The organism is Oscillibacter sp. (assembly GCF_040505565.1).
Taxonomy (GTDB): Bacteria; Bacillota; Clostridia; order Oscillospirales; family Oscillospiraceae; genus Oscillibacter.
This window is the reverse complement of sequence record NZ_JBEUWZ010000010.1, coordinates 76642-96085: the sequence shown is the minus strand read 5'-3', so window position 1 is coordinate 96085 and position 19444 is coordinate 76642. Positions and strand designations below refer to the sequence as shown.

General features: G+C 50.5%; 28 protein-coding genes. 20 read left to right on the top strand and 8 right to left on the bottom strand.

Annotation, left to right across the window (positions count from 1 at the left end):
- Positions 1–9: 9 nt before the first annotated feature.
- The 4 genes from ABWQ15_RS04430 (at position 10) to ABWQ15_RS04415 (ending at position 1871) form a co-directional block, all read left to right on the top strand.
- A complete protein-coding gene (locus ABWQ15_RS04430) occupies positions 10–492 on the top strand; it encodes a phage holin family protein (protein WP_353907617.1) in 483 nt (160 codons plus the stop codon).
- A gap of 60 nt (positions 493–552) precedes the next feature.
- Complete coding sequence (locus tag ABWQ15_RS04425; RefSeq protein ID WP_353907616.1) at positions 553–756, top strand: hypothetical protein; 204 nt, start codon at positions 553–555, stop codon at positions 754–756.
- A gap of 15 nt (positions 757–771) precedes the next feature.
- Complete coding sequence (locus tag ABWQ15_RS04420) at positions 772–1242, top strand: CHAP domain-containing protein (RefSeq protein WP_353907615.1); 471 nt, start codon at positions 772–774, stop codon at positions 1240–1242.
- 200 nt (positions 1243–1442) lie between these two features.
- The gene (locus ABWQ15_RS04415; protein ID WP_353907614.1) at positions 1443–1871 is read left to right on the top strand and encodes an EamA family transporter; all 429 of its coding nucleotides are present in this window, start codon (positions 1443–1445) and stop codon (positions 1869–1871) included.
- 98 nt (positions 1872–1969) lie between these two features.
- Here the strand turns inward: ABWQ15_RS04415 and ABWQ15_RS04410 are convergent, their stop codons facing one another.
- From ABWQ15_RS04410 to ABWQ15_RS04375, 8 genes are all read right to left on the bottom strand, one after another.
- The gene (locus ABWQ15_RS04410) at positions 1970–2167 is read right to left on the bottom strand and encodes a hypothetical protein (protein ID WP_353907613.1); all 198 of its coding nucleotides are present in this window, start codon (positions 2165–2167) and stop codon (positions 1970–1972) included.
- The gene (locus ABWQ15_RS04405; protein WP_353907612.1) at positions 2160–2828 is read right to left on the bottom strand and encodes a DUF6338 family protein; all 669 of its coding nucleotides are present in this window, start codon (positions 2826–2828) and stop codon (positions 2160–2162) included. Before ABWQ15_RS04405 ends, ABWQ15_RS04410 begins: the two co-directional genes overlap by 8 nt.
- A gap of 134 nt (positions 2829–2962) precedes the next feature.
- Positions 2963–3847 carry a hypothetical protein gene (locus ABWQ15_RS04400; RefSeq protein ID WP_353907611.1) on the bottom strand — a complete coding sequence of 295 codons (885 nt, stop codon included), beginning with the start codon at positions 3845–3847 and terminating at the stop codon, positions 2963–2965.
- A 59-nt stretch (positions 3848–3906) separates the two neighbouring features.
- Entirely contained in the window at positions 3907–4395 is a 489-nt protein-coding gene (locus ABWQ15_RS04395) for a hypothetical protein (RefSeq protein WP_353907610.1), read from the bottom strand.
- Between the two features lie 107 nt (positions 4396–4502).
- Positions 4503–4793: a hypothetical protein gene (locus ABWQ15_RS04390; protein ID WP_353907609.1), complete on the bottom strand. Its 291-nt coding sequence runs from the start codon at positions 4791–4793 to the stop codon at positions 4503–4505.
- A 19-nt stretch (positions 4794–4812) separates the two neighbouring features.
- Entirely contained in the window at positions 4813–5631 is an 819-nt protein-coding gene (locus ABWQ15_RS04385) for an HNH endonuclease (protein ID WP_353907608.1), read from the bottom strand.
- A complete protein-coding gene (locus ABWQ15_RS04380; RefSeq protein WP_353907607.1) occupies positions 5628–5999 on the bottom strand; it encodes a (deoxy)nucleoside triphosphate pyrophosphohydrolase in 372 nt (123 codons plus the stop codon). The genes ABWQ15_RS04385 and ABWQ15_RS04380 overlap by 4 nt, the downstream gene beginning before the upstream one ends.
- Before the next feature lie 206 nt (positions 6000–6205).
- Positions 6206–7912, bottom strand: coding sequence for an ATP-dependent nuclease (locus ABWQ15_RS04375; RefSeq protein WP_353907606.1), 1707 nt, complete (start codon positions 7910–7912; stop codon positions 6206–6208).
- 231 nt (positions 7913–8143) lie between these two features.
- On the opposite strand from ABWQ15_RS04375, the gene ABWQ15_RS04370 reads away from it, so the two are divergent.
- The 16 genes from ABWQ15_RS04370 (at position 8144) to ABWQ15_RS04295 (ending at position 19420) form a co-directional block, all read left to right on the top strand.
- Positions 8144–8554 carry a ribonuclease Z gene (locus tag ABWQ15_RS04370; protein ID WP_353907605.1) on the top strand — a complete coding sequence of 137 codons (411 nt, stop codon included), beginning with the start codon at positions 8144–8146 and terminating at the stop codon, positions 8552–8554.
- The gene (locus tag ABWQ15_RS04365; protein ID WP_353907604.1) at positions 8551–9594 is read left to right on the top strand and encodes a DNA/RNA non-specific endonuclease; all 1044 of its coding nucleotides are present in this window, start codon (positions 8551–8553) and stop codon (positions 9592–9594) included. Before ABWQ15_RS04370 ends, ABWQ15_RS04365 begins: the two co-directional genes overlap by 4 nt.
- 114 nt (positions 9595–9708) lie before the next feature.
- On the top strand, positions 9709–10479 hold the full coding sequence (locus ABWQ15_RS04360) for a PBSX family phage terminase large subunit (protein ID WP_353907707.1): 771 nt from the start codon (positions 9709–9711) through the stop codon (positions 10477–10479).
- A 19-nt stretch (positions 10480–10498) separates the two neighbouring features.
- Positions 10499–11668, top strand: coding sequence for a serine/threonine protein phosphatase (locus ABWQ15_RS04355; protein WP_353907603.1), 1170 nt, complete (start codon positions 10499–10501; stop codon positions 11666–11668).
- 199 nt (positions 11669–11867) lie between these two features.
- Positions 11868–12791, top strand: coding sequence for a hypothetical protein (locus ABWQ15_RS04350; RefSeq protein ID WP_353907602.1), 924 nt, complete (start codon positions 11868–11870; stop codon positions 12789–12791).
- A 100-nt stretch (positions 12792–12891) separates the two neighbouring features.
- Positions 12892–13239: a hypothetical protein gene (locus tag ABWQ15_RS04345; RefSeq protein WP_353907601.1), complete on the top strand. Its 348-nt coding sequence runs from the start codon at positions 12892–12894 to the stop codon at positions 13237–13239.
- Positions 13240–13254: 15 nt separating this feature from the next.
- Positions 13255–14286, top strand: coding sequence for a phage major capsid protein (locus ABWQ15_RS04340; RefSeq protein ID WP_353907600.1), 1032 nt, complete (start codon positions 13255–13257; stop codon positions 14284–14286).
- 42 nt (positions 14287–14328) lie between these two features.
- The gene (locus ABWQ15_RS04335) at positions 14329–14679 is read left to right on the top strand and encodes a hypothetical protein (protein WP_353907599.1); all 351 of its coding nucleotides are present in this window, start codon (positions 14329–14331) and stop codon (positions 14677–14679) included.
- Positions 14676–14984, top strand: a complete 309-nt coding sequence (locus tag ABWQ15_RS04330; protein WP_353907598.1) for a hypothetical protein — start codon at positions 14676–14678, stop codon at positions 14982–14984. Before ABWQ15_RS04335 ends, ABWQ15_RS04330 begins: the two co-directional genes overlap by 4 nt.
- Positions 14981–15472 carry a hypothetical protein gene (locus ABWQ15_RS04325; protein ID WP_353907597.1) on the top strand — a complete coding sequence of 164 codons (492 nt, stop codon included), beginning with the start codon at positions 14981–14983 and terminating at the stop codon, positions 15470–15472. The genes ABWQ15_RS04330 and ABWQ15_RS04325 overlap by 4 nt, the downstream gene beginning before the upstream one ends.
- A gap of 2 nt (positions 15473–15474) precedes the next feature.
- A complete protein-coding gene (locus tag ABWQ15_RS04320) occupies positions 15475–16536 on the top strand; it encodes a phage tail sheath subtilisin-like domain-containing protein (RefSeq protein ID WP_353907596.1) in 1062 nt (353 codons plus the stop codon).
- Between the two features lie 77 nt (positions 16537–16613).
- Positions 16614–17003 carry a hypothetical protein gene (locus tag ABWQ15_RS04315; RefSeq protein WP_353907595.1) on the top strand — a complete coding sequence of 130 codons (390 nt, stop codon included), beginning with the start codon at positions 16614–16616 and terminating at the stop codon, positions 17001–17003.
- Positions 17000–17311, top strand: a complete 312-nt coding sequence (locus tag ABWQ15_RS04310) for a hypothetical protein (protein WP_353907594.1) — start codon at positions 17000–17002, stop codon at positions 17309–17311. Before ABWQ15_RS04315 ends, ABWQ15_RS04310 begins: the two co-directional genes overlap by 4 nt.
- Positions 17308–17886, top strand: coding sequence for a hypothetical protein (locus tag ABWQ15_RS04305; RefSeq protein ID WP_353907593.1), 579 nt, complete (start codon positions 17308–17310; stop codon positions 17884–17886). The genes ABWQ15_RS04310 and ABWQ15_RS04305 overlap by 4 nt, the downstream gene beginning before the upstream one ends.
- Positions 17887–17915: 29 nt before the next feature.
- Positions 17916–18482 (top strand): LysM peptidoglycan-binding domain-containing protein, encoded by a 567-nt coding sequence (locus tag ABWQ15_RS04300; RefSeq protein WP_353907706.1) that lies wholly within the window; start codon positions 17916–17918, stop codon positions 18480–18482.
- Complete coding sequence (locus tag ABWQ15_RS04295) at positions 18479–19420, top strand: hypothetical protein (protein ID WP_353907592.1); 942 nt, start codon at positions 18479–18481, stop codon at positions 19418–19420. Before ABWQ15_RS04300 ends, ABWQ15_RS04295 begins: the two co-directional genes overlap by 4 nt.
- Positions 19421–19444: the final 24 nt, after the last annotated feature.

Sequence of the window (19444 nt, the reverse complement as noted above, 5' to 3'; positions counted from 1 at the left end):
GGTTTGTACATGGAAAACGCAGTACATATCAAAAATGGTGTGCTGGCGGTAATTGCTATGGTTGGCAGCACCGTTGCACAACACATGGGAGGATGGGATGGGCTTTTGGAGCTGCTTGTGGTCTTCATGGTCTGCGATTATGCCCTGGGTGTGTTGATCGCTATGCTGAAAAAGTCCCCGAAGTCGGAATCCGGGGGCCTTTCCAGCAAGGCCGGATTTTTAGGGATTATCCGCAAGGCAATGATACTCATGGCGGTTTGGGTTGCCGCCGAGTTTGACCGGTCGCTGGGTGTTGACTGGGCGCGGACGACAATGGTTCTTTTCTGGATTGGCAACGAGGGCCTTTCCCTGATTGAGAATTCGGCAATCCTGGGTTTCCCGTGGCCGGACGCCATGAAGGACGTGCTGGAGGCTATGAAGAAGCAGGGAAACTCCGGGAAAAAGGCCGTGGACAGCGCCGAGGAAAAGATTTCCGGCGAAAGTGAAAAGTAATCTGTAATCCGGCTGCCGGGAGCGGTAGAACATACAAAATTTAGAGGGGAAGTACACATTATGAAAAACAACAATCTGCCCGATATGAGCCGCAAGCCTGAGCTTGCTAACAAGACCGTTCAGCAGGGACGTTTTTCCGTTACATATGACGAACTGGGATATGCCGTCAAGGCCGAAAAGACCAGCAACAGTCCTGGCTATGTGGTGGAGGGCGTGACGTACGGCGGGAATGGAAACGTCGTGTCTGGCAGTAAATCGGAGTAAAGGAGTGGTCAAGGTATGACGAATGACGAAAAGCGGGCAAGCGTCATTAAATGGGCGGAAAGCCAGCTTGGCGTGATCGAGTGGCCGTCCGGCTCCAACAAGGTTAAGTACAATGATTGGTATTACGGCAAGACCGGGGCCGCCGGCGCGTGGTGTATGGCGGAGGTGCAGTGGGTGTTTGAACGCGCCGATCTGCCGCTGCCGGTGAAGACGGCAAGCTGTACCTCACTGGCCAGCTATGCAAAGCAGCATGGACAATGGGTGACAAATGGCTTCGAACCCGGCGACATTCTGTTTATGCACTGGGGCAAGGACAAAGCCGTCACGGAGCATGTGGGTATTGTCAAAGAGGTTAAAGGCAAGTATGTCGTGACGTATGAGGGCAATACGTCCCTTGTGTCTCAGGCTAACGGCGGCTGCGTGATGGAGCGTAACCGGGCGTATGCGAACATTACCGGGGCATATAGGCCGTGGTATAACGTGTAAAATAAGCAGAAGAAGTCCCGCCTCTGAGGATAACACCTTGAAGGCGAGACTTCGTTTTCTCTTACCAATACCGAGTCGGAGTAATTGCAATTCTTGAATCTATGTGATATTATTTTTACAAAGAACGGGTGAGCACCTACCGACAGTCAGGCTAAACTGACTGTCGTTTCTTACCTGATGGTTAGTTAACGGAGGAATTAATGAGCTTTTCTATGATTTGGCCTATTGCAATTATTGTTCTTTCCAATGTGATCTACAATATTTGCTCAAAAGAAACCCCATCTACAATCAACCCATTTGCGGCTTTAACGGTAACATATATTGTCGGAGCAATTTCTTCCACGGTTATGTATTATGCGCTTAACCGAGGTGGAAGCCTAATACAAGAATACCATAACCTCAACTGGAGTAGTTTTGTTCTTGGCCTGGCCGTTGTCGGATTGGAAGCTGGGTCGATTTATATGTACAAAGCTGGGTGGAATGTCAGCAGCGGACAACTCGTTTATAGTATTATTCTGGCAATATGCCTGATCCTTGTTGGCGTTTTTGCATATCACGAATCCATAAGTTCAACCAAGATTGTTGGTATATTGGTATGTCTGATAGGCCTATATCTCATAAACATGTGATGTGTCCGAATCGGGCACAAAGAGTCCCCCGGCGAGCATAAGGCTGGCCGGGGGGCTTCTATGTAAGCTGACTTAATGATTTTAACTGAAAAACTATTTCACTTTTCTTGTTCTTTTGGACTAGGTGGTAATGGTGTGGCGGGTTTTGGTGGAGCTGGTCTTTGCGGTGGCGTAATACTAGTTGGACTTTGCTTTTTTAAACTTTTGTTTGTATGATGGTTATTGTCCTTGGTTGCTTTCTGAATATCATTTGCCATAACTCTACCGTTATTACCCCTATTATTTATGTCATTCACTCGTTTCACCCCCTGTCTGTTCTAATCTCGGGAACTCTAGTACAACGTTATCTTTTTGAAATGATAAATATACGCTATCAATATCGTAGCAAAGTTCGGCGGTTTCGTTTTTATAAACTTTAACATTTTCTAAAACTAACTCCGCCTCATTATGTGTTGTAGAACATTCCGATAGACAACCTTCATATATTGTGTCATTAGCCTTATTTCGAACGACTATCCAGCACGGTTCCTCTCCCTGAACTTTTTTCCGCATAATATTATTCCATACATCAAAAGCGCCGGTTGATTTACTTATGCCGATCTTACCAGCAAATCTAAAAATAGCCCCACTATTATACAGCTTAGATATTATTAAGGACAACGCAACTGCTATAATTGCTGCGTATAAAACTTCATTATAATCTAAAGAAAAATTATCGTTCCATAATAAATCTAGAAAAACCATTTTCAATTGCGTTTTAAATAAAACGTTTATCAGTCCATATATATTATATAAAACAATATATGAAAATAGTCCATAAATCAACGAGTTTATAAAAAACTGATACATATTTGGCTTTTCTTCATCATTATCCTTAAACGAAGAAATAACAATTACTGCAATTATGCCAGGCAGAAAAATAAATAAGAGTTTAAATGTAAAATTAGATAGCTCCATATTTTATATCCTCGTAACTATGACTAAAGTCGGCTTTTTAGCCCATGTTGCTGTCGGCAATCCCAGGAGTACGATGGGATGTATTAAACATAACTTGTGGTGTGATATTGCGCAGTTCAGTACCTTTACATAGCTTATTTCTGCATTTTACTCACCAATTTTTTCTGACTTCCTGATTGAAAAAGTGATATGTTTCTGGCGGCGATCGTTGTAGGATTTATCTCATTCCCCAACATCATTGAAATTCCATCCGAATTATCAGAAATATTACAAGGCCAAAGAAAATTCCGGAAAGTCTTTGTTTTTGGATAAAGACAAGATGAAATATCTAACGGGATGTCTACCTTGTCGTCTAAGTTTCGAGTGCAAAAGGAAAATAAATTATTTAATCCGCAAGATTCAAAGCCATCTGTAATTATATAAGAAAGTGGAAATGCAGATAAGACACTGAAAACTCCATCTGGAAAGCTGACGGATTTATAAAACCCCTTTACATACACATCACGAAAAATAGTAATGGTATTGTAGAGGTATATCCAATATAAAAGCTGAAATTTTTCAGGAGGCAGTTGGTCTTCGCCGAGAAAATATTCTCTTAATTCCACGTCAACAATACATTTATCATCATAATAATTCTTTGCAGATAAAAAATGTCCGCATATAGCTCTGGTCAGTTTGTTAATTTGTATGCCTCGAATATTGATCTTATCTGGAATCGTTAAAGATGAGGTAACAACCTGGAAAACAGACGATGTAAAATTAGCAAGCTCCTTATCATATTTCGAGCCTAAAAGTGTGTTGTTACATGTACTGCAAATAGAGCGATATCTGAATCCATTTTGAAAGCGTCCATTGTGTGAGGACTTTGTTGGTATCCCACTAAAAAAGTCATTGAATATGACTGGGAAATTATTATAGCAATTTTGGGGTGGAACATGATCCCACGTAAGTTCAGAGAGGTGTCCACATATGTTGCAGTAATCAATTTTCTGCCTTTTTACCTTCTCATAGGACTTCATTAAATCCACTCCTGCATAATACTTTAATAATTCCGACTTATATTGTTTTGGGCTTGATGCTATCCCTTGATTCCAAGGTTCTCACGAATTTTTTTAATGATATGCATTGAATCAGCGTTGAATTTATCGACCGCATTCAAATTGAGATTATTATCCGCCTGACTATTGAAGTACTCAGAATACACTCCTGTATTATAAGTAAGTGCTCTCAAGGGGGCCATTATTTCTCCGGGGAGAAAGGTTTCAAGCTCTCCTCTTCGAAGCAGAAAGAAAGCGTTTAGCTTTTCACACGCGGCTAGTGTATCTGCTATAGAGGCACGATTCATATTTGGAAAATGATCAAATGAAGTATGATTCATAAAACAAGAAAGTATAGATACTAGTTCAGTACATAGAGAAACAATCCGTTCTCGATTTGAACGTTGTATAGCGTTTTCTTGATCATTTTTTTGAATATGCGATGAAGTAATATAGCTTATACCAGCGCCGATAATAGTACCTACAATAACGAACAGCCCAGCCACTATTTCAGGATAAAACTCCTCCATTTTTTTACCTCTTACCAGTTATTAAAACATTTTTCAATAATGACGATCATATAACCAGCGGCTCCTCGCGAAGTTTCGAGCGGTACATTGATACAATCACCTTTCACTTATAACCGAGCTAAAACAACTCTAGCCATCTGTAGGACTTCGTTGCCGGACAGACCAATTCTATTAGTTGATAATTTTTCGGATGACATCGCTACAATCTGCTCCATGAAGTACTTTTCTAGTTCTAAGGAACTATTATAGTTTGAAGCCCTACTCTTCCAGGATCCGACTCGCTTGAAATTATCATGAGACGGATCATAATATTTATTATAAGCATAAGACACATACCAACTGGCACCAATTCTACCCAAAATTTCCCCATGTTCAAAATTGAAATCATGATTGGACATAACTGCCTCCCCATATTAACTATTGTTTATTATTTCGGCGCAGTTTAGCTACATCCTCTAGAGAATTGACTATGTGCATCTTTCGATGACAATTTGGACAAAGCGCGACCGTGTTTTCAATAGAATCAGCGCCGCCCGCAGATAGCCAGTTTATATGATGCGATTCAAGATAAGGATTGCCATCCTTATCTTTGAATGGGGCTTCAAAACCGCATAATTGGCAAATACCATTGGCTCTTAATATTGCATATTCAGCAATATACGGATCACGGATATATGATGTTGATGAGACAGAACGACTTGCTGCTCTTGGAGACGAATGCTCGCGGGCGATGGCTTCTAATTTATTCCGGTCCAGTTTTTTTGCGTTCTGTTCTTGGATACCTATGTAAGCATCGAAAGAACTGGTATCGACACAGATATTATGAGCGACGGAATGAAGGGGAAACATCCATACCTTCCTCTGGTGACCGTTTATATCTTTTTGCTTCTCTTGATATGGTTTACCGCAAAGTTGAACTACACCTTGGTATATATATTTAGAAAGTTGAAGCACTTCAAATAAATGGACTTCAACATTATTGGTTGCTGATTCTGCCAATGTTTTATTCTGATTCCCATTTAGAACTTGATCGCCAGTTTTTCCCATTCCAGTATAATGGAACTCTTCTCCGTACCATTTGTCGTCGTATAAGCCTTTTGTGTGATCAGATATAATTACAAGGCAGCCCCTTGCATGTGATCGTCGCATTCCGCCCATATTCCCACATTGAAACTCAGCACGAAGCTGATCGTGCGTTACAATTTCGCCAATCTTAAAGGTAGGTGTAAAACTCATATTAACTTCTCCAAAACTTGCTTTGATACTTCACGATCAGCAGGAAGTTGATCGTGATCTAGTAACTGACTAATCTCCACCCAATGCATTGCATCATGCACTGACAATGTTATACTGCCAAAATAACTTGTAACAAGATAAGCTCGGAGCCGCATTTTACTATCCAAATATGTTGCAATTAGGGGCCCAATGTTTGCGACAATTCCAAGCTCTTCAAGAAGTTCACGTTGAATGCACTCCTGGCCAGTCTCGTTGGGTTCAACCTTGCCACCGGGGTATTCCCATCCACCAGCAAAGTTATGCCCCAGTGCTCTCCGCATCAATAATATTTTGTTGCCTACTCGAATTACAGCGGCCGTAACTTCCATAAATGTAACAATCCTTATTTAAATACGTTCTTCTTGAGTGCGACAAATCCTAATCCATTATCCAAAGGGTATTCCTTAGGCTTATCCTGTATTAGACTAAAGCAAAGTTGGCGAGTGAAAGAAATATTTTTGCCAAGCGCAATTCATTGTTTAATAGTAGCTGTTTGTCCATTACCTTGATACTCCAGATAAAAAATAGATACAGATTATCGAAGTAGTTGAATTACTTCACAGATTTCTTTTGAAACTTCCTCTTGCTTGATAGATGCCAGCAATCTCACTTGACTGCAACTTTTGTGATATTCTTCACGCATCCATTCATTGATGAGAGATATAAGTTGCTTTCCATTAACAAGAGACAGGCGACCATCTAAGACCTTCCAAGATTCCGAGATGCGACTTATAGCCGCATCTCTATAAAATGAAGGCGATTTACTTCGATCATATGAATATAATTGGTCGGAGATGCAACCTAAAAGTGGTTCCTTCAGTTCTTCTAATTTATCAAATAACTTTTGTGTAAATGTTGGATAAAATTCATGAGGTAGATTGGTTATTCTAAATATTGCTTCTGGAACAACAATGTAGTTTTCCAGTTCCTTCTTTTTCCAGATATGCAACTGCAAGTGGTTCGCAATGGCTCTCTTATACAAATACTCGATTTCTTCATCGGTATGGTAGTCTCTATCTAGTATACATATAGTTTGGACCTCTCCACGAGTTTCTTCATAAAACAATCTAGCCGTCCCAAGAGCTTCATCAAATCGCGACCAGCCTCCTAATTCTACCGACGGTAACTGCTCCAACGAGGTTAAACTTTCAGGATAAACTAACTCATAAAATTTTGAAAGTGTTTTCAGGTCTTTTCCTTCAACAAAAACACATTTTTTTGCGGTTCCTATTCTTATAAGAGATAGATTATGATTGCTTCCAAGATTATTAATTGCATTTTGAACAGCTCTCGAATCGCTTGCGTATTTCAGTTTTCTGGTGTTTTTATCTACTGTAATAATTTCGTGCGGGTTTGCATTAGATATTATTTCAACAGAATGAGTTGCAATTATCACTTGCTTGCATCGGCTTTTAGCGATTTTCATTATTTTTACTTGTAAATCCGGATGCATATATACATCGGGCTCATCAAGAACTATGGTTGATGAGTCTTCACAATGACAGATAAACCAAATTATTTGTAGCCACATTTGCAGCCCACTGCCCATTAAACCGATTTCTGCGGCATAGTCAGAATCATAAACTAATAAATTAATCTTGCTTTCTTGAGCATCATAAGATAAGCTTGCTATACGCAAACCCCGCCAAGTTTCCTGTGCTGTTTCTTTGAACCTTTCATAGTATTTTTCACGGAATTGCCATAATTCATTTCTGAAATGACGAGATGAAAGACGGGTATGCATATCTTGGATTATTGTGTCTCTGCTCAACATAGGTTCATCTTCACGAATTAGCCCTATTTGCGGCATCACATCTAAAGATAAATCACACATTTTCCGTGCTTCCGCTTTTGTTTTAATAAAGTTTTTTCCATCACTTATTGTTGCGAAAGCGATTTCCTCAGAGAGGTAAATTTTAATTTTTTGTTTTTCTTCAAACACTGCCTCGACTTCTGCATAAGTATCCTCTTTATATTGGTTTACAACGGTCCTCAAGTCAATTTTTAAATGATCAAGGTTTACTTTTATTCCCCATGTATTGGTAGGCAACTTTAAAAAACTTGGCGCAGGTAAATAATTTGTAGTTTTAAATTTGTTTACCACTGCTGCTGTAATCCGAAGAGCTTCGACAATTGTAGACTTGCCTGCATTATTACTTCCTACAATTAAAGACATTTTACGGAAAGAAATTTCGGTTTCTTCAAAGCATCTGTAGTTTGTGAATTTCAAAGCACGTAACATAATATACACCCACCAAACTTCGCCTTATTTAGATTCTTACATTTAACCATAATATTCCATTGGGAAAAAGTCAAGTTTTTATATCTTGATGAGTCACGTGATAATGAAAAGTTTGGTTGGAAAAGGGAAGATGGTTTGCGCGGATAAAGAATAAAGCTCAGGCCTTGCTACCTACCTTCGATTTTGCTATGCTAGTAAAAAGCAAAAAAAATAATCGAAGGTGAAGTTTAGGTGGAAGTTATTGCTTGCGTCGATGATAAAAATGGGCTGATGTTCAATAAGCGCCGGCAAAGCAGAGATTACACTGTAATTGACCATATATTGCAAGATTCAAGAGATCGTTGCCTATACATGACTGAATATTCGGCACAGCTATTTACCGCGGATCAAAGTCGGATAATAGTTAAGCCGAATTTCCTTGAATGCGTAGGACCGGGAGATTACTGCTTTGTTGAAGATTCGATGCTGCTGCCTTATGAAAGCAAAATAGATCGTATCATATTTTATAGGTGGAATCGTAAGTACCCAGCGGATCTCTATTTTGATATTCCATTAACCGAACATGGTTGGCGGCTGACTGAAGCTATAGACTTCCCGGGAAATTCTCATGAAAAGATTACTAGAGAGGTTTATTGCAAATGAGAAAGATACTACAAGTCATGATCCCGACTATTCTGGCCTGCTGTGTGGTGTTGTCCGGGTGCGGGGAGGCATCTGTAGGTCAGAGTGCCTCGCAATCATCCCAGGCAGCATCGGACTCTTTGCAGATGTCTGCGACCTCTGGAGGTGATTCTGCCTGGTCTCCGGAGAGAGCAAAGCAGGAAGGCCAATTAACTCCTTTTTCATTGGATTCTATTCCTGAATTTGCGGACAAACCCTATATAGCTGTCAATGACAATAATCCGTATTTTACAGACGGAGATTTGACAACTACCGCTTTTGAGACATATAGCGCCCTTGATAGTCTTGGCCGGTGTGGCTTTGCGTACGCAAATGTCTGCACTGAAACAATGCCAACAGAGGATCGCGGTGAAATCGGCCAGATAAAACCGACCGGCTGGCACACGGTTAAATATGACAATGTTGACGGAAAGTATCTTTATAACCGCTGCCATCTTATTGGCTATCAGCTGACAGCTGAAAACGCCAATGAGAAGAATCTTATAACCGGTACGCGGTATTTGAATGTTGAAGGTATGCTGCCATTTGAAAATATGGTTGCAGACTATGTCAAAGAAACCAGCAACCATGTCCTGTATCGAGTAACACCAATATTCAAAGACGACAATCTGGTTGCATCTGGTGTATTGATGGAAGCTGAATCAGTTGAAGACAAGGGAGCCGGAGTGAGCTTCAATGTGTTTGTATACAACAATCAGCCGGGAGTGACCATCGACTATGCTACCGGAGAGAGTTGGCTTACAGAGAGTGGCACGGCGAACACTGAATCGAACCCGGCGGATACGGTTCAAGCTCCTGCAGCAGAGACCAATACAGGGGCGACCACCACAACACAGCCAACCGAGCAGACATACATACTTAACACCAGTACACACAAATTCCATTACCCGTCTTGCTCTAGCGTAAAACAGATGAAGGATTCAAATAAGCAGACCTACACCGGAAATCGTGATGACCTGATTGCGCAGGGTTACTCGCCATGCGGTCGGTGTAAACCATAAGAATCCCGCCCCTGTCCTAGCGGATGGGGGCGGTTATATTTGCTGCCTAAGATAAAGCACCCCCGTGGGAGCCGTTAAGGTTCTCGCGGGGGTGCTTTTCACTATCTACTTAATATTATTAATCCTGAGGGGCCGCAGCATTGGTTTTACCGGGAGTGGATCTGCAAGGCGCGGGAAAAACGGGCACTGTATCTGCACTTTACCATGGCGGACAACCCGGCGTTGACAAAGGAGGTCCGCAGACGCTACGAAACCTGTTACAGCGGCATCTTTTACCGGAGGTTTGTGCTGGGGGAATGGGCAGCGGCGCAGGGGCGGATCTATGATTTTTTTGAGCGCGAGACATTATGTAAAGCTGTGCCGGAAGGTGAGATGGAGCGGTGGAGAGTGTCTGTCGATTATGGGACGGCAAACCCGACGTCCTTTGGACTGTGGGGCTTGCGGGACGGGGTGTGGTACCGGGTGAAGGAGTACTATTATAACTCCCGGGTGGAGGGACGGCAGAAAACCGACGCGGAATACACGGAGGACCTGGAGCGGCTGATCGGGGGACGGAGCGTGGAGACGGTGGTGGCGGACCCGTCGGCGGCCAGCTTTATCACGGCGCTGCGGCAGGTCGGGTATCCCGTTGAGAAAGCGGACAACAACGTGCTGGACGGAATCCGCACGACGGCGGACGCGCTGAAGAGCGGAAAAATTGTCATTTGCGAGGGGTGCGAGGACTGTCTCAGAGAAATGGAGGCGTACTGCTGGGAGTCCGGAAGCCGGGACGCGCCGAAAAAAGAGAACGATCATGCCATGGACGATCTGCGCTATTTTGCCATGAGTGTGATGAAACCACGGGGCGGCGGATTTGCCGCTACCTGGGTGGAACGGAAAACCTGAAAATGAGGGAGGAGCGATCATGAGATTCGGAAAGGGAAAACAAGAACCGGAGACGGCGGCGACCGTGCAGCTGCGGAACGCAGAGCGTCATCCCTTCGGTATTTTGGACGGGTATGTACCGCTGCGCGGCGGAGAACTTCGGCTGTACAGGGCCATCCGGGAGGGAGTTCCGGTGGTGGACGCGGCGATTTACAAGCTGATCCGAATGACTGCGGGTGTGGGCGTCAAGTGCGCGGAGACGCGGGCGGAGCGAGAACTGCAAAGCTTCCTGCGGACCGTTCCGGTGGGCCGGGGACAGCGGGGGATCAACGCATTTTTAGAGTGCTATCTGGATTCGCTGCTGACCTGCGGGCGGGCCGTGGGTGAGATCGTGCCGACAGGGAACGGACGGGAGATTGCGGCGCTGCTTTGCGGACGGGCGGAGGACGTGGAAATCCGGGAGGGCGACAACCCGCTGAATTTTCAACTCTGTGGGCCGGACGAGTCCGGGCGGATAGGACCGCTGCCGAGGCAGGATCTGCTGCTGTTCACACCGTTCAATCCGGAGACGGATCATCCCTATGGCGTGTCGCTGCTGAGATCCATGCCGTTTTTGACGGATATCCTGATGAAAATCTATCACACCATAGGAGTCAACTGGGAGCGGTGCGGGAACGTACGGTTTGCAGTGACCTGTAAGCCCGGCGAGGATGGACGGGAACAGGCGGCGGAGCGGAGCCGGCAGCTGGCGGAGGAGTGGTCCGCGGCCATGCAGGACGCGAAAAACGGGCGGGTGAGGGATTTTGTGGCTGTGGGCGACGTGGAGATCAAGGCCATCGGCGCAGACGAGCAGATTCTGGACAGCGAGGTGCCGGTACGGCAGATTTTGGAGCAGGTTGTGGCTAAGACCGGCATCCCTCCGTTCATGCTGGGGTTGAGCTGGAATTCCACCGAGCGGATGAGTTCTCAGCAGGCAGATATGCTGACCACCGAGATCACAGCCATCCGGCGGACGCTGACGCCCGCCGTGGAGCGGATTTGCAGGTTATGGCTCAGAATGCACGGATATGGGTGCGGGTTTGAAACAATTTGGGAGGACATCAATTTGCAGGACGAGGTGGAAGACGCGAAGGCAGCGCTGTATCTGGAGCAGGCGCGGAAGCTGCGGATTGAGAACGATCTACAGGAGATCAAAGCAATGCGCTCGTAATTCAGCGGAGCGATTACGAACGCAAGAGGAGCCGCAGCGAAATGAGGGAGCATTTGCCGCAGGCGAAAGCGAGAAATATGGAGCTTGCGGCGACGAGGAGCAGGCGCGGAAGCTGAAAATCGAGAATGACGCGGCGGAGAAAAAAGGAAATGCCGCAATTTGACTGATTCACAAAAGACTATGAAAGAGGGACGGAAGAATGGACGTGCGAAAAGACGCGGGGACAGCGGAACAGTGGGTGGCCGCAGAGGACGACATAAGCTGCATCAACCGGTTTTCCAGGAAGACTTTGACGGCGGACGAGGTTTACACATTCGCGGTACGGCTGTGCGACAACGAGGTGGACCGGGACTTTGAACGGTTTGACGAGGCGGCGCTCAGTGCGCTGGGGGACTTGTTTGTGGGGAAGAGCGGCGTATTTGACCACCAGTGGTCTGCCTTGGGCCAGACGGCAAGGATATACCGGACGGAGCTGGTCAGGGAGGCGGGTCGAGTCACGGCGGCAGGCGACGGGTATTGCTATCTGAAGGCGTGGGCTTACCTGATGAAGACGGAAAAAAATGCGGACCTGATCGCGGAGATTGAGGGCGGCATCAAAAAGGAGGTCTCCGTTGGGTGCGCGGTGGCGCGGAGCGTGTGCTCCATCTGTGGAGAGGAGAGCGGGACCTGTCCGCATCAGAAGGGGCAGACCTACGGTGGAAAACTTTGCTATGCGGAGCTGCGAGAGCCCTCCGACGCCTATGAATGGTCGTTTGTGGCAGTCCCGGCCCAGAGAGAGGCCGGAGTTTTGAAACGCTTTGGACAGAAGGCAGTCGCGGGGCTGGAGCAGTATGTGGGACAGAAAGAGGAATTCCGGGAGGCCTGGGATGTTTTGCGCAAGCAGGCGGAGCTGGGCAGAAACTACCTGACGGGTCTTCGGCGAGATGTGGTACGGCTGGCGCTGGTCAGCGACGAGAAGCTGAACGGAGAAGTGTTTCAGGGGATTGCGGACAAGCTGGAGGAGCCGGAGCTGCTGGAGCTGAAAAAAGCCTATGAGGCGCGGGCGGAGAAGGTGTTTCCCGTACAGCTGCGCAGGGCTGACCGGGAGGCAAAGAGCGGAGACGGAGAGATGTTCCGGGTGTGATGCGTCACGCCTGCTACATAGGAAGGGTCCGGAAGGCGGCAAGATTGGAACAGAGCGGCTTTACGGCCTTTCCGCAAAATCAACTTTGAGGAGGATTACGATGAAAATTTCTTTTGAGGGAATCGGACAGTGGGCGGCCACATTTTCCTGTGCAGGCGTGCAGGAGGGGGATTTGGTGAAGGTCAGCGGGAACGGAAGCGTGAGCGTATGCAGCGCGGGTGAAGCGTTCTGCGGGCAGGCGGTCTCACTGGGCAGGGGCGGCGACGCCTGTGCCGTGCAGCTGGGCGGCTTCATTACCGCCGATTATACTGGCGACACCGCGCCCACTGTGGGCTGGTGCGGCTTGTCCGCTGACGGAAGCGGCGGCGTGAAAGCGGATTCCGCGGGACGAAGCTTCCTGGTGGCGGACGTGGACGCCGCCGAAAAAGTCGTTACGTTTGCACTGTAAGGAGGAGGAGAAAATATGGCGTATCATTACGAAAATATCAAACTGGAAAAGGGTATGTACGGTCAGACGGGCCGCAGTTTTTCTCAGGCCTTGGAGGAACTGGACCCCAGCGATAATTACCGCGGCACGCCCACGGAGGGTCTGGATGCCTTCCAGAGACAGCTGAAACGCTTCGATATCAAGGCCAAGGGTGCAGGCAGCGATATGGTGGAGAAATTTTTCAAGACCAGCGATTCCGCCGTGCTGTTCCCTGAGTTTGTCTCCCGCGTTGTGCGTCAGGGCATGGATGAAGAGAGCATTCTGCCCGCCATCACCGCCACGGTGACCAACTTTGAGGGGATGGATTACCGGTCCATTGCGTCCGCGCCTACGGAGAAGGAAAAGGAACTCAAGCGCGTGGAAGAGGGCAGCATCATTCCCACCACCACCATCCGGACTCAGGAAAATCTGGTGCGGCTGCACAAAAGAGGCAGAATGCTGGTGGCATCCTACGAGGCAATCCGGTTTCAGAGACTGGACCTGTTTTCCGTGACGCTGCGACAGATTGGCGCTTACATCGGCAGAATGCATTTGCAGGACGCAATCAACGTGCTGTGCGACGGCGACGGCAACAACAATGCGGCCAAGATCTATACGATCGGAACCGCCCCCATTTCCGGAACCAAGGGAACGCTGACCTATGACGCGCTGTTGGATTTCTGGAGCCAGTTTGACCCCTACACCATGAACACCATGCTGGTGGGCGGCGACACGATGCTAAAGCTGTTGAAGCTCAGCGAGTTCCAAAACCCGCTGACGGGTTTGAATTTCCAGGGCACCGGTACGCTGACAACCCCCCTGGGTGCGACGCTTCTGAAAACGAACGCCATGCCGTCCGGTAAGCTGATCGGTTTGGACAAGGGCTACGCTCTGGAACAGATCTGCGCGGGCGACGTGCTGGTGGAGTATGACAAGCTGATCGACCGGCAGATGGAGCGAGCGGCGATCACATCCATTTCCGGGTTCGCAAAGCTGTTTACGGATGCCGGCAAGGTGTTGGCAATCTGACAAGTCTGGCCGCCTGGGCGGCGGAGAAGGGAGGCGCGTGGAATGCAGGAGGAGATTTTGACGCTGGCAAAGACACTCTCCGGCGCGGGAGAGGACGACGCGGAGGCGTTGGCGCTGCTGTGCGCCGCGTCCGAAAAAGCATGGACGCAGAGGCTTCGGGACGGCATGACGGCGGAAAAATGCCGGGAGGCGTTCCTCTGTGCGGCGGCGTTAAACGCCGCCGCCGGGCTGATCGCCGGAAGAGGCGGAGCCGTGCGGTTTACGGCGGGGGATGTGTCCGTGGCGGAGGCGGAGGGAGGCCAGACCGCGAGGACGCTGAGGGACGAGGCGGAGCGGCTGATGGCCCCCTACGTAGCGGCGGCGAATTTCTGCTTCCGGGGGGTGCGGGGGTGACGGAGCGTTTTGACCGCATCCTGAGAAAGTACGGACAAACGGTAAAGGTAAACGGCGGGGAGGAACGGGCGTTTTTTCAGCCTGCAAGAGAAGGGGAAAAGGCCGCGCCGTTTGAGGTCTCGTCTTTGGGGACGGTGGATGACCGGCGGTGGACGTTTCTCGGAAGGACGGAATTGAAGCTGGGGGACCGGGTAGAGTTTCAGGGACAGGCGTATACGGTGCGCAGCTGCGAGAGCATCCGCCTGGGGGACGAGACCGTCTACTGGTGGGCGTCGCTGACTGCGCAGAGAGAGGCGGCAAAATGAACGGATTGAATCAGGTGCGGGACGCGGTGATCGATGCGCTGAAAAACGCCGGAGTGGCGGCGGTGCCCGCCTATGAGGGAGCGGCGAAAACGTATGAAGGCGCGGTGGCCGCGGTGGATGTGGCCACCGCGGAGGGAAAAGCCGTGGGGCTGTGCGGGTACCTTGGCGAGAAGTGGGACGAAGAAACGGGAAATGCCCGGGAACTGTACGGGATGCAGATGGATGTGACCATTTCTCTCAGCGTTCGTGCGGAGCGGGCTGCAGAGTGCGAAATGGCTATGGAGACCGCCGTCGGGGCTCTGATGGGTGGACTGCCCGCCGGACTGCGGCTGGGAAAGATGAGCTGGAACGGCATCGCGTGGGACAAGACCACGGGGATGTTTTTGCGGAAGGGGAACGCGGCCTGCAAGGCCGCGTTCCTGGCAGAGGACTCCGGTGAGGAGGAAAATCTGCTGGACTTTATTCTGAAAGGGACGATGGAAAATTGAGTATGACGAAGCATGAGCGGCCGGGAGTGTATTCTTCCTATGACGCGTCCTCCGTGGTATCCGCCGGAACAGGGTCGAAGACCATCGGCGTGGCGGCGAGGGCGGTTAAAGGCGACGTGGGTGCGGCGGTCACGCTGACCGGATATACCGAGGGCATCAGCGCGTTCGGCGAGGACGGGGACACAGCGGGAATGAGCGCCATCCTGCGGCTGCTGTTTGTCAACGGAGCATCCAAGGTGATCGCAGTCCGGGTGGCCGACACAGGTACAACAGCGGACTATGAGGCGAGTTTTGCGCTGCTGTCCGGGCAGGAAGATGTGCGAATTATGGTCTGTGACAGCGCGGATGTTGCGGTACATCAGGCACTGCGTACGACGGTGGAGACCGCGTCGGCGGGACGGAGAGAACGAATTGCCGTGGTGGGCGGAAACGGAGAGATCGTGGCGGAGCTGGTGGCTCACGCGGAGGCGCTGAACAGTGAGCGCATGGTGCTGGTGGGGCCGGACGGAATTGGCGGTGGCAACGGCACGCCAACAGGCGTGTTTTGCGCGGCGGCGCTGGCGGGCGCCGTGGCCGGAGAGAGCGACCCGGCGGTACCGCTGAACGGGGTGGCGTTATATGGACTGAACGGACTGAGCGCATCTTACAGCGACAACGACATCGATGCGCTGGTCCAAGGCGGCGTGACACCGCTGGAAAGCGTGGCGGGAGTGATCGCGCCGGTGAGGTGCGTCACCACAAAAACAACCTTGGACGGGGCGGTGGACGCCACATGGCGCGAACTGAGCACGATTCGGATTGTGGACGACGTGATTCCCGCTATCCGATCTTCTCTGCGCAGCAAATTTTCCCGGACCAAGAACACGGCCCAGAACCGGGGGGCTATCCGGTCCCAGGTAATTGTGGAGCTGGAAAAGAAGCTGGCGGCGGAGATCATCGACAGCTACGGCGAGGTGGCGGTAAGCGTGTCTGCGGACAACCCCACTGCGTGCATGGTGGAGTTCAGCTTTGCGGTGGCCCACGGATTGAACCAGATTTACCTGACGGCCCACATCACCGTCTAAGAGCAAAACTCCGGCCTGTGCGGCTTTGACCGCGCGGAGCGGAAGGAGAGAAATATTTCTGAAAAGGAGCGAAAGCCATGGAAGTAACGGGATTTCCCACCAGCGCGGACATCTATCTGGAGCTGAACGGGAAAAAGGTGGCGGTTGTGCAGAGTTACACCGCCAAGGCCAGTAAGACCAGCCAGAGCGTCGAGGCTTTTGGCGAGAGCGAACCGGTGGGGACAATTGCGGGACAAAGCAAGTACACGCTGGAGCTGACCCGGCTGTACGCCACCGACGACGCAATCTCCGACGGAATCAATTTTTACGATCTCAGCAATTTTTCACTGGTAATCTGCAAGCCGGACCGAAAGATTATTTATTCTGACTGCCAGTGGAGCAGTATTTCCGAGCAGGGAGAACTGGATGCCACGGTGGCGGAGAAGATCACCGTTGTGGCGGCTCACCGCATCGAAACAACGGCATGACGGCGCCGGACAGGCTGATTCCTCTTCCCGCCGGGCGGCTGCTGAGTATCTGGCGGGATGTGGCCGAAAAGGAGGAAAATGAGGCGGTGAGGGGCCTTTTGTGTAACGCCCGGGTACTGGCGGAGAGCTGCTTTTTGGGGGAGAAGCGGATGTTCGACGGCCCGGAAGCGGTGCTGGAGGCGATGACGGTGGGGGAGATGGAGACACTTTTGCAGCGGCTGGCCGGCAAGGAGCCTTCACTTCCTGACGGGGCAAACCCTAACTTTGACCCGGCACGGTTTCGAGCCATGCGGAGGGAGCGGGCATGAATTATATTGAAGAGGAGCTGCGGCGGCAGGCGGCGGCGTTTGCATCCCTGCTGGGCGGCGGAACGGACCGGGAGAAGGGCACGGCGGAGAAGGAAACAGACCGCGGAAGGATGCAGGCGGCGGAGGGTGCAGGAGACGGCACCCTCCGCCACTGCCCCGCCGCGCAGACACTGAAACGGGACTCCGCAGGGGAGATGGCGGAGTGGAATCGGACGCTGCGGCGCAGGAGTACCCAGAATTTTCGTCAGGCGGCAAACGCGCTGGGGCTGACGGAGACGGAGGCGGAAACAGCCGCGGCAGAGAGAACGCAGGCGACGGGGACAGGCCGGGAGCGGGCGGGAGCGCGGATGGGTAGGGACGAAAATCCCGCCGCCGCGTCACGGACGGAAGCCGGTAGCGGTACGGATACGGTCCGCAGAATGGGAAGAATTGCCGAGAACGGCGGGGCGAAAAAAAACTTCGGAGATTCTGCGGAAACCGTCTTTGTGGTGGACGGGGGTATGTCTGCCGGAGAGCTGTCCCGGACGTTCCAGAGGGACGCAAGACGATATGACGGCGAATATCCGCTGTATTGAGATAAGAGAGGTGAGACGGTGTGGAACTGATGCCGATGCGGTATAAAAATTACGTATGGCCGCACAATCCCGAGACATATTCCGTCACATGGCAGAGAAAGATCGCGGTACACAAAGTGCCGTTCGGACGGTACTGTATGCAGGAGATGGGGCCGAGCTACCGGGTGATGCGGGGCGAGGGAACGTTTGTGAGAACAGGCGCCTATCAGGAGTTTCAAAGGCTGGCGGCAGTATTCGATCAGGACGGAGCGGGGCTGCTGGTGCATCCGGTGTGGTCGACGGCGGGCGCCTACTTTGTGTTGCTGCAGCTGACGGAGGAGCCTATGCCGAATTTTGTGCGGTACACGTTCGAGTTTTGGGAGGACTGCGGGCAGGATGCGGATCTGACGGCGGCGAGCACGACGAACAGCGGCGGTGCGGCGGTATATTCAGGCGAAAGCGCGGCCTCGGCGGTGCGGTACACCGTGAAAAAAGGAGACACGCTGTGGGGAATCGCGAAGAGCTACGGTGTGACCCTCCAGAGCTTGCTTGCGGCAAATCCGCAGATTAAGAACCCAAACCTCATCTATGCGGGAAATCAGGTGCGGGTGAAATGACGGGATGCATCACAACATGCGATCACAACAGCGTTAACCTTCCGGCGCTGCTTACGTGGGACGTTACATATACCGCAGCGGTTCCCTGCGACAGCTTCACAGTGACATGCCTTTATACGGCGGCGATGGAGCCGATGCTGAAGCGGGCGGTGGGATTTACCTTGCTGGACGGAGAAAATGTGCTGCTGCGGGGAACTGTGGATGAGTACGAGATCCGGCAGACGGAAGAGGGGCTCAGCGCGCTTGTGGCTGGGCGGGGCTACGCCGCGCGGCTGCTGGATAACGAATCGCGGGCCGTTACCTATCAGGGGGCGACACTGGAAGAGATCGTCAAAAACCATGTGACGCCCTATGGGATTACCTGTGACAAAATGGCGGACGTCAGTAGTGGTGCGGAGATGTACACCGTGGCGGCGGGGAGCAGTCAGTGGAAGGTACTGGCGGGGTTTTGCCGGACTTGTGGCGGGTTTACGCCTTCCTTTGACCGATATGGACGGCTGTGGGCCGCACCGGAGAAGGTCGGTAAGACGTTTGAAATTTCAGATGAATCGAACATTATGTCAGTTGTAAAACGGGAAGATCACTACGGTGTTCTGTCTGAGATGCTGGTTATCGACAAAACGCGGGGCCAGACTTACAGCGTGCGCAATGAGGAGTGGATCGCCCGGGGCGGCCAATGCCGCCGGGTGCTGTATACGCCGGGGCAGAGTACCTGGGCGAAAATGCGGTACACCGGGGAATATCAGATCGCGCAGTCGAAAGCGGATGAGATTGGCGTGGAGGTGACGCTGGCGGGAGGCTTTTTAGCGTTTCCCGGAGATGTGGCCACGCTGAAGCTGAAGCGCACAGGGTTGACGGGAACCTATCGCGTGGCGGAGGCACAGACCAGAGCCGACGCAAGCGGGGAGTTCATTACGCTGACGCTGCGGGAGCAGTGAGGCGGCGGGGGAGGAACGGAAGAT

What these genes read in the sequence shown, in the direction of transcription:
- ABWQ15_RS04430 (WP_353907617.1), top strand. Translation starts at nt 10, where the DNA reads ATGGAAAACGCAGTACATATCAAAAATGGTGTGCTGGCGGTAATTGCT.
- ABWQ15_RS04425 (WP_353907616.1), top strand. Translation starts at nt 553, where the DNA reads ATGAAAAACAACAATCTGCCCGATATGAGCCGCAAGCCTGAGCTTGCT.
- ABWQ15_RS04420 (WP_353907615.1), top strand. Translation starts at nt 772, where the DNA reads ATGACGAATGACGAAAAGCGGGCAAGCGTCATTAAATGGGCGGAAAGC.
- ABWQ15_RS04415 (WP_353907614.1), top strand. Translation starts at nt 1,443, where the DNA reads ATGAGCTTTTCTATGATTTGGCCTATTGCAATTATTGTTCTTTCCAAT.
- ABWQ15_RS04405 (WP_353907612.1), bottom strand. Translation starts at nt 2,828, where the DNA reads ATGGAGCTATCTAATTTTACATTTAAACTCTTATTTATTTTTCTGCCT.
- ABWQ15_RS04400 (WP_353907611.1), bottom strand. Translation starts at nt 3,847, where the DNA reads ATGAAGTCCTATGAGAAGGTAAAAAGGCAGAAAATTGATTACTGCAAC.
- ABWQ15_RS04395 (WP_353907610.1), bottom strand. Translation starts at nt 4,395, where the DNA reads ATGGAGGAGTTTTATCCTGAAATAGTGGCTGGGCTGTTCGTTATTGTA.
- ABWQ15_RS04390 (WP_353907609.1), bottom strand. Translation starts at nt 4,793, where the DNA reads ATGTCCAATCATGATTTCAATTTTGAACATGGGGAAATTTTGGGTAGA.
- ABWQ15_RS04385 (WP_353907608.1), bottom strand. Translation starts at nt 5,631, where the DNA reads ATGAGTTTTACACCTACCTTTAAGATTGGCGAAATTGTAACGCACGAT.
- ABWQ15_RS04380 (WP_353907607.1), bottom strand. Translation starts at nt 5,999, where the DNA reads ATGGAAGTTACGGCCGCTGTAATTCGAGTAGGCAACAAAATATTATTG.
- ABWQ15_RS04375 (WP_353907606.1), bottom strand. Translation starts at nt 7,912, where the DNA reads ATGTTACGTGCTTTGAAATTCACAAACTACAGATGCTTTGAAGAAACC.
- ABWQ15_RS04365 (WP_353907604.1), top strand. Translation starts at nt 8,551, where the DNA reads ATGAGAAAGATACTACAAGTCATGATCCCGACTATTCTGGCCTGCTGT.
- ABWQ15_RS04355 (WP_353907603.1), top strand. Translation starts at nt 10,499, where the DNA reads ATGAGATTCGGAAAGGGAAAACAAGAACCGGAGACGGCGGCGACCGTG.
- ABWQ15_RS04350 (WP_353907602.1), top strand. Translation starts at nt 11,868, where the DNA reads ATGGACGTGCGAAAAGACGCGGGGACAGCGGAACAGTGGGTGGCCGCA.
- ABWQ15_RS04345 (WP_353907601.1), top strand. Translation starts at nt 12,892, where the DNA reads ATGAAAATTTCTTTTGAGGGAATCGGACAGTGGGCGGCCACATTTTCC.
- ABWQ15_RS04340 (WP_353907600.1), top strand. Translation starts at nt 13,255, where the DNA reads ATGGCGTATCATTACGAAAATATCAAACTGGAAAAGGGTATGTACGGT.
- ABWQ15_RS04335 (WP_353907599.1), top strand. Translation starts at nt 14,329, where the DNA reads ATGCAGGAGGAGATTTTGACGCTGGCAAAGACACTCTCCGGCGCGGGA.
- ABWQ15_RS04325 (WP_353907597.1), top strand. Translation starts at nt 14,981, where the DNA reads ATGAACGGATTGAATCAGGTGCGGGACGCGGTGATCGATGCGCTGAAA.
- ABWQ15_RS04320 (WP_353907596.1), top strand. Translation starts at nt 15,475, where the DNA reads ATGACGAAGCATGAGCGGCCGGGAGTGTATTCTTCCTATGACGCGTCC.
- ABWQ15_RS04315 (WP_353907595.1), top strand. Translation starts at nt 16,614, where the DNA reads ATGGAAGTAACGGGATTTCCCACCAGCGCGGACATCTATCTGGAGCTG.
- ABWQ15_RS04310 (WP_353907594.1), top strand. Translation starts at nt 17,000, where the DNA reads ATGACGGCGCCGGACAGGCTGATTCCTCTTCCCGCCGGGCGGCTGCTG.
- ABWQ15_RS04305 (WP_353907593.1), top strand. Translation starts at nt 17,308, where the DNA reads ATGAATTATATTGAAGAGGAGCTGCGGCGGCAGGCGGCGGCGTTTGCA.
- ABWQ15_RS04300 (WP_353907706.1), top strand. Translation starts at nt 17,916, where the DNA reads ATGCCGATGCGGTATAAAAATTACGTATGGCCGCACAATCCCGAGACA.
- ABWQ15_RS04295 (WP_353907592.1), top strand. Translation starts at nt 18,479, where the DNA reads ATGACGGGATGCATCACAACATGCGATCACAACAGCGTTAACCTTCCG.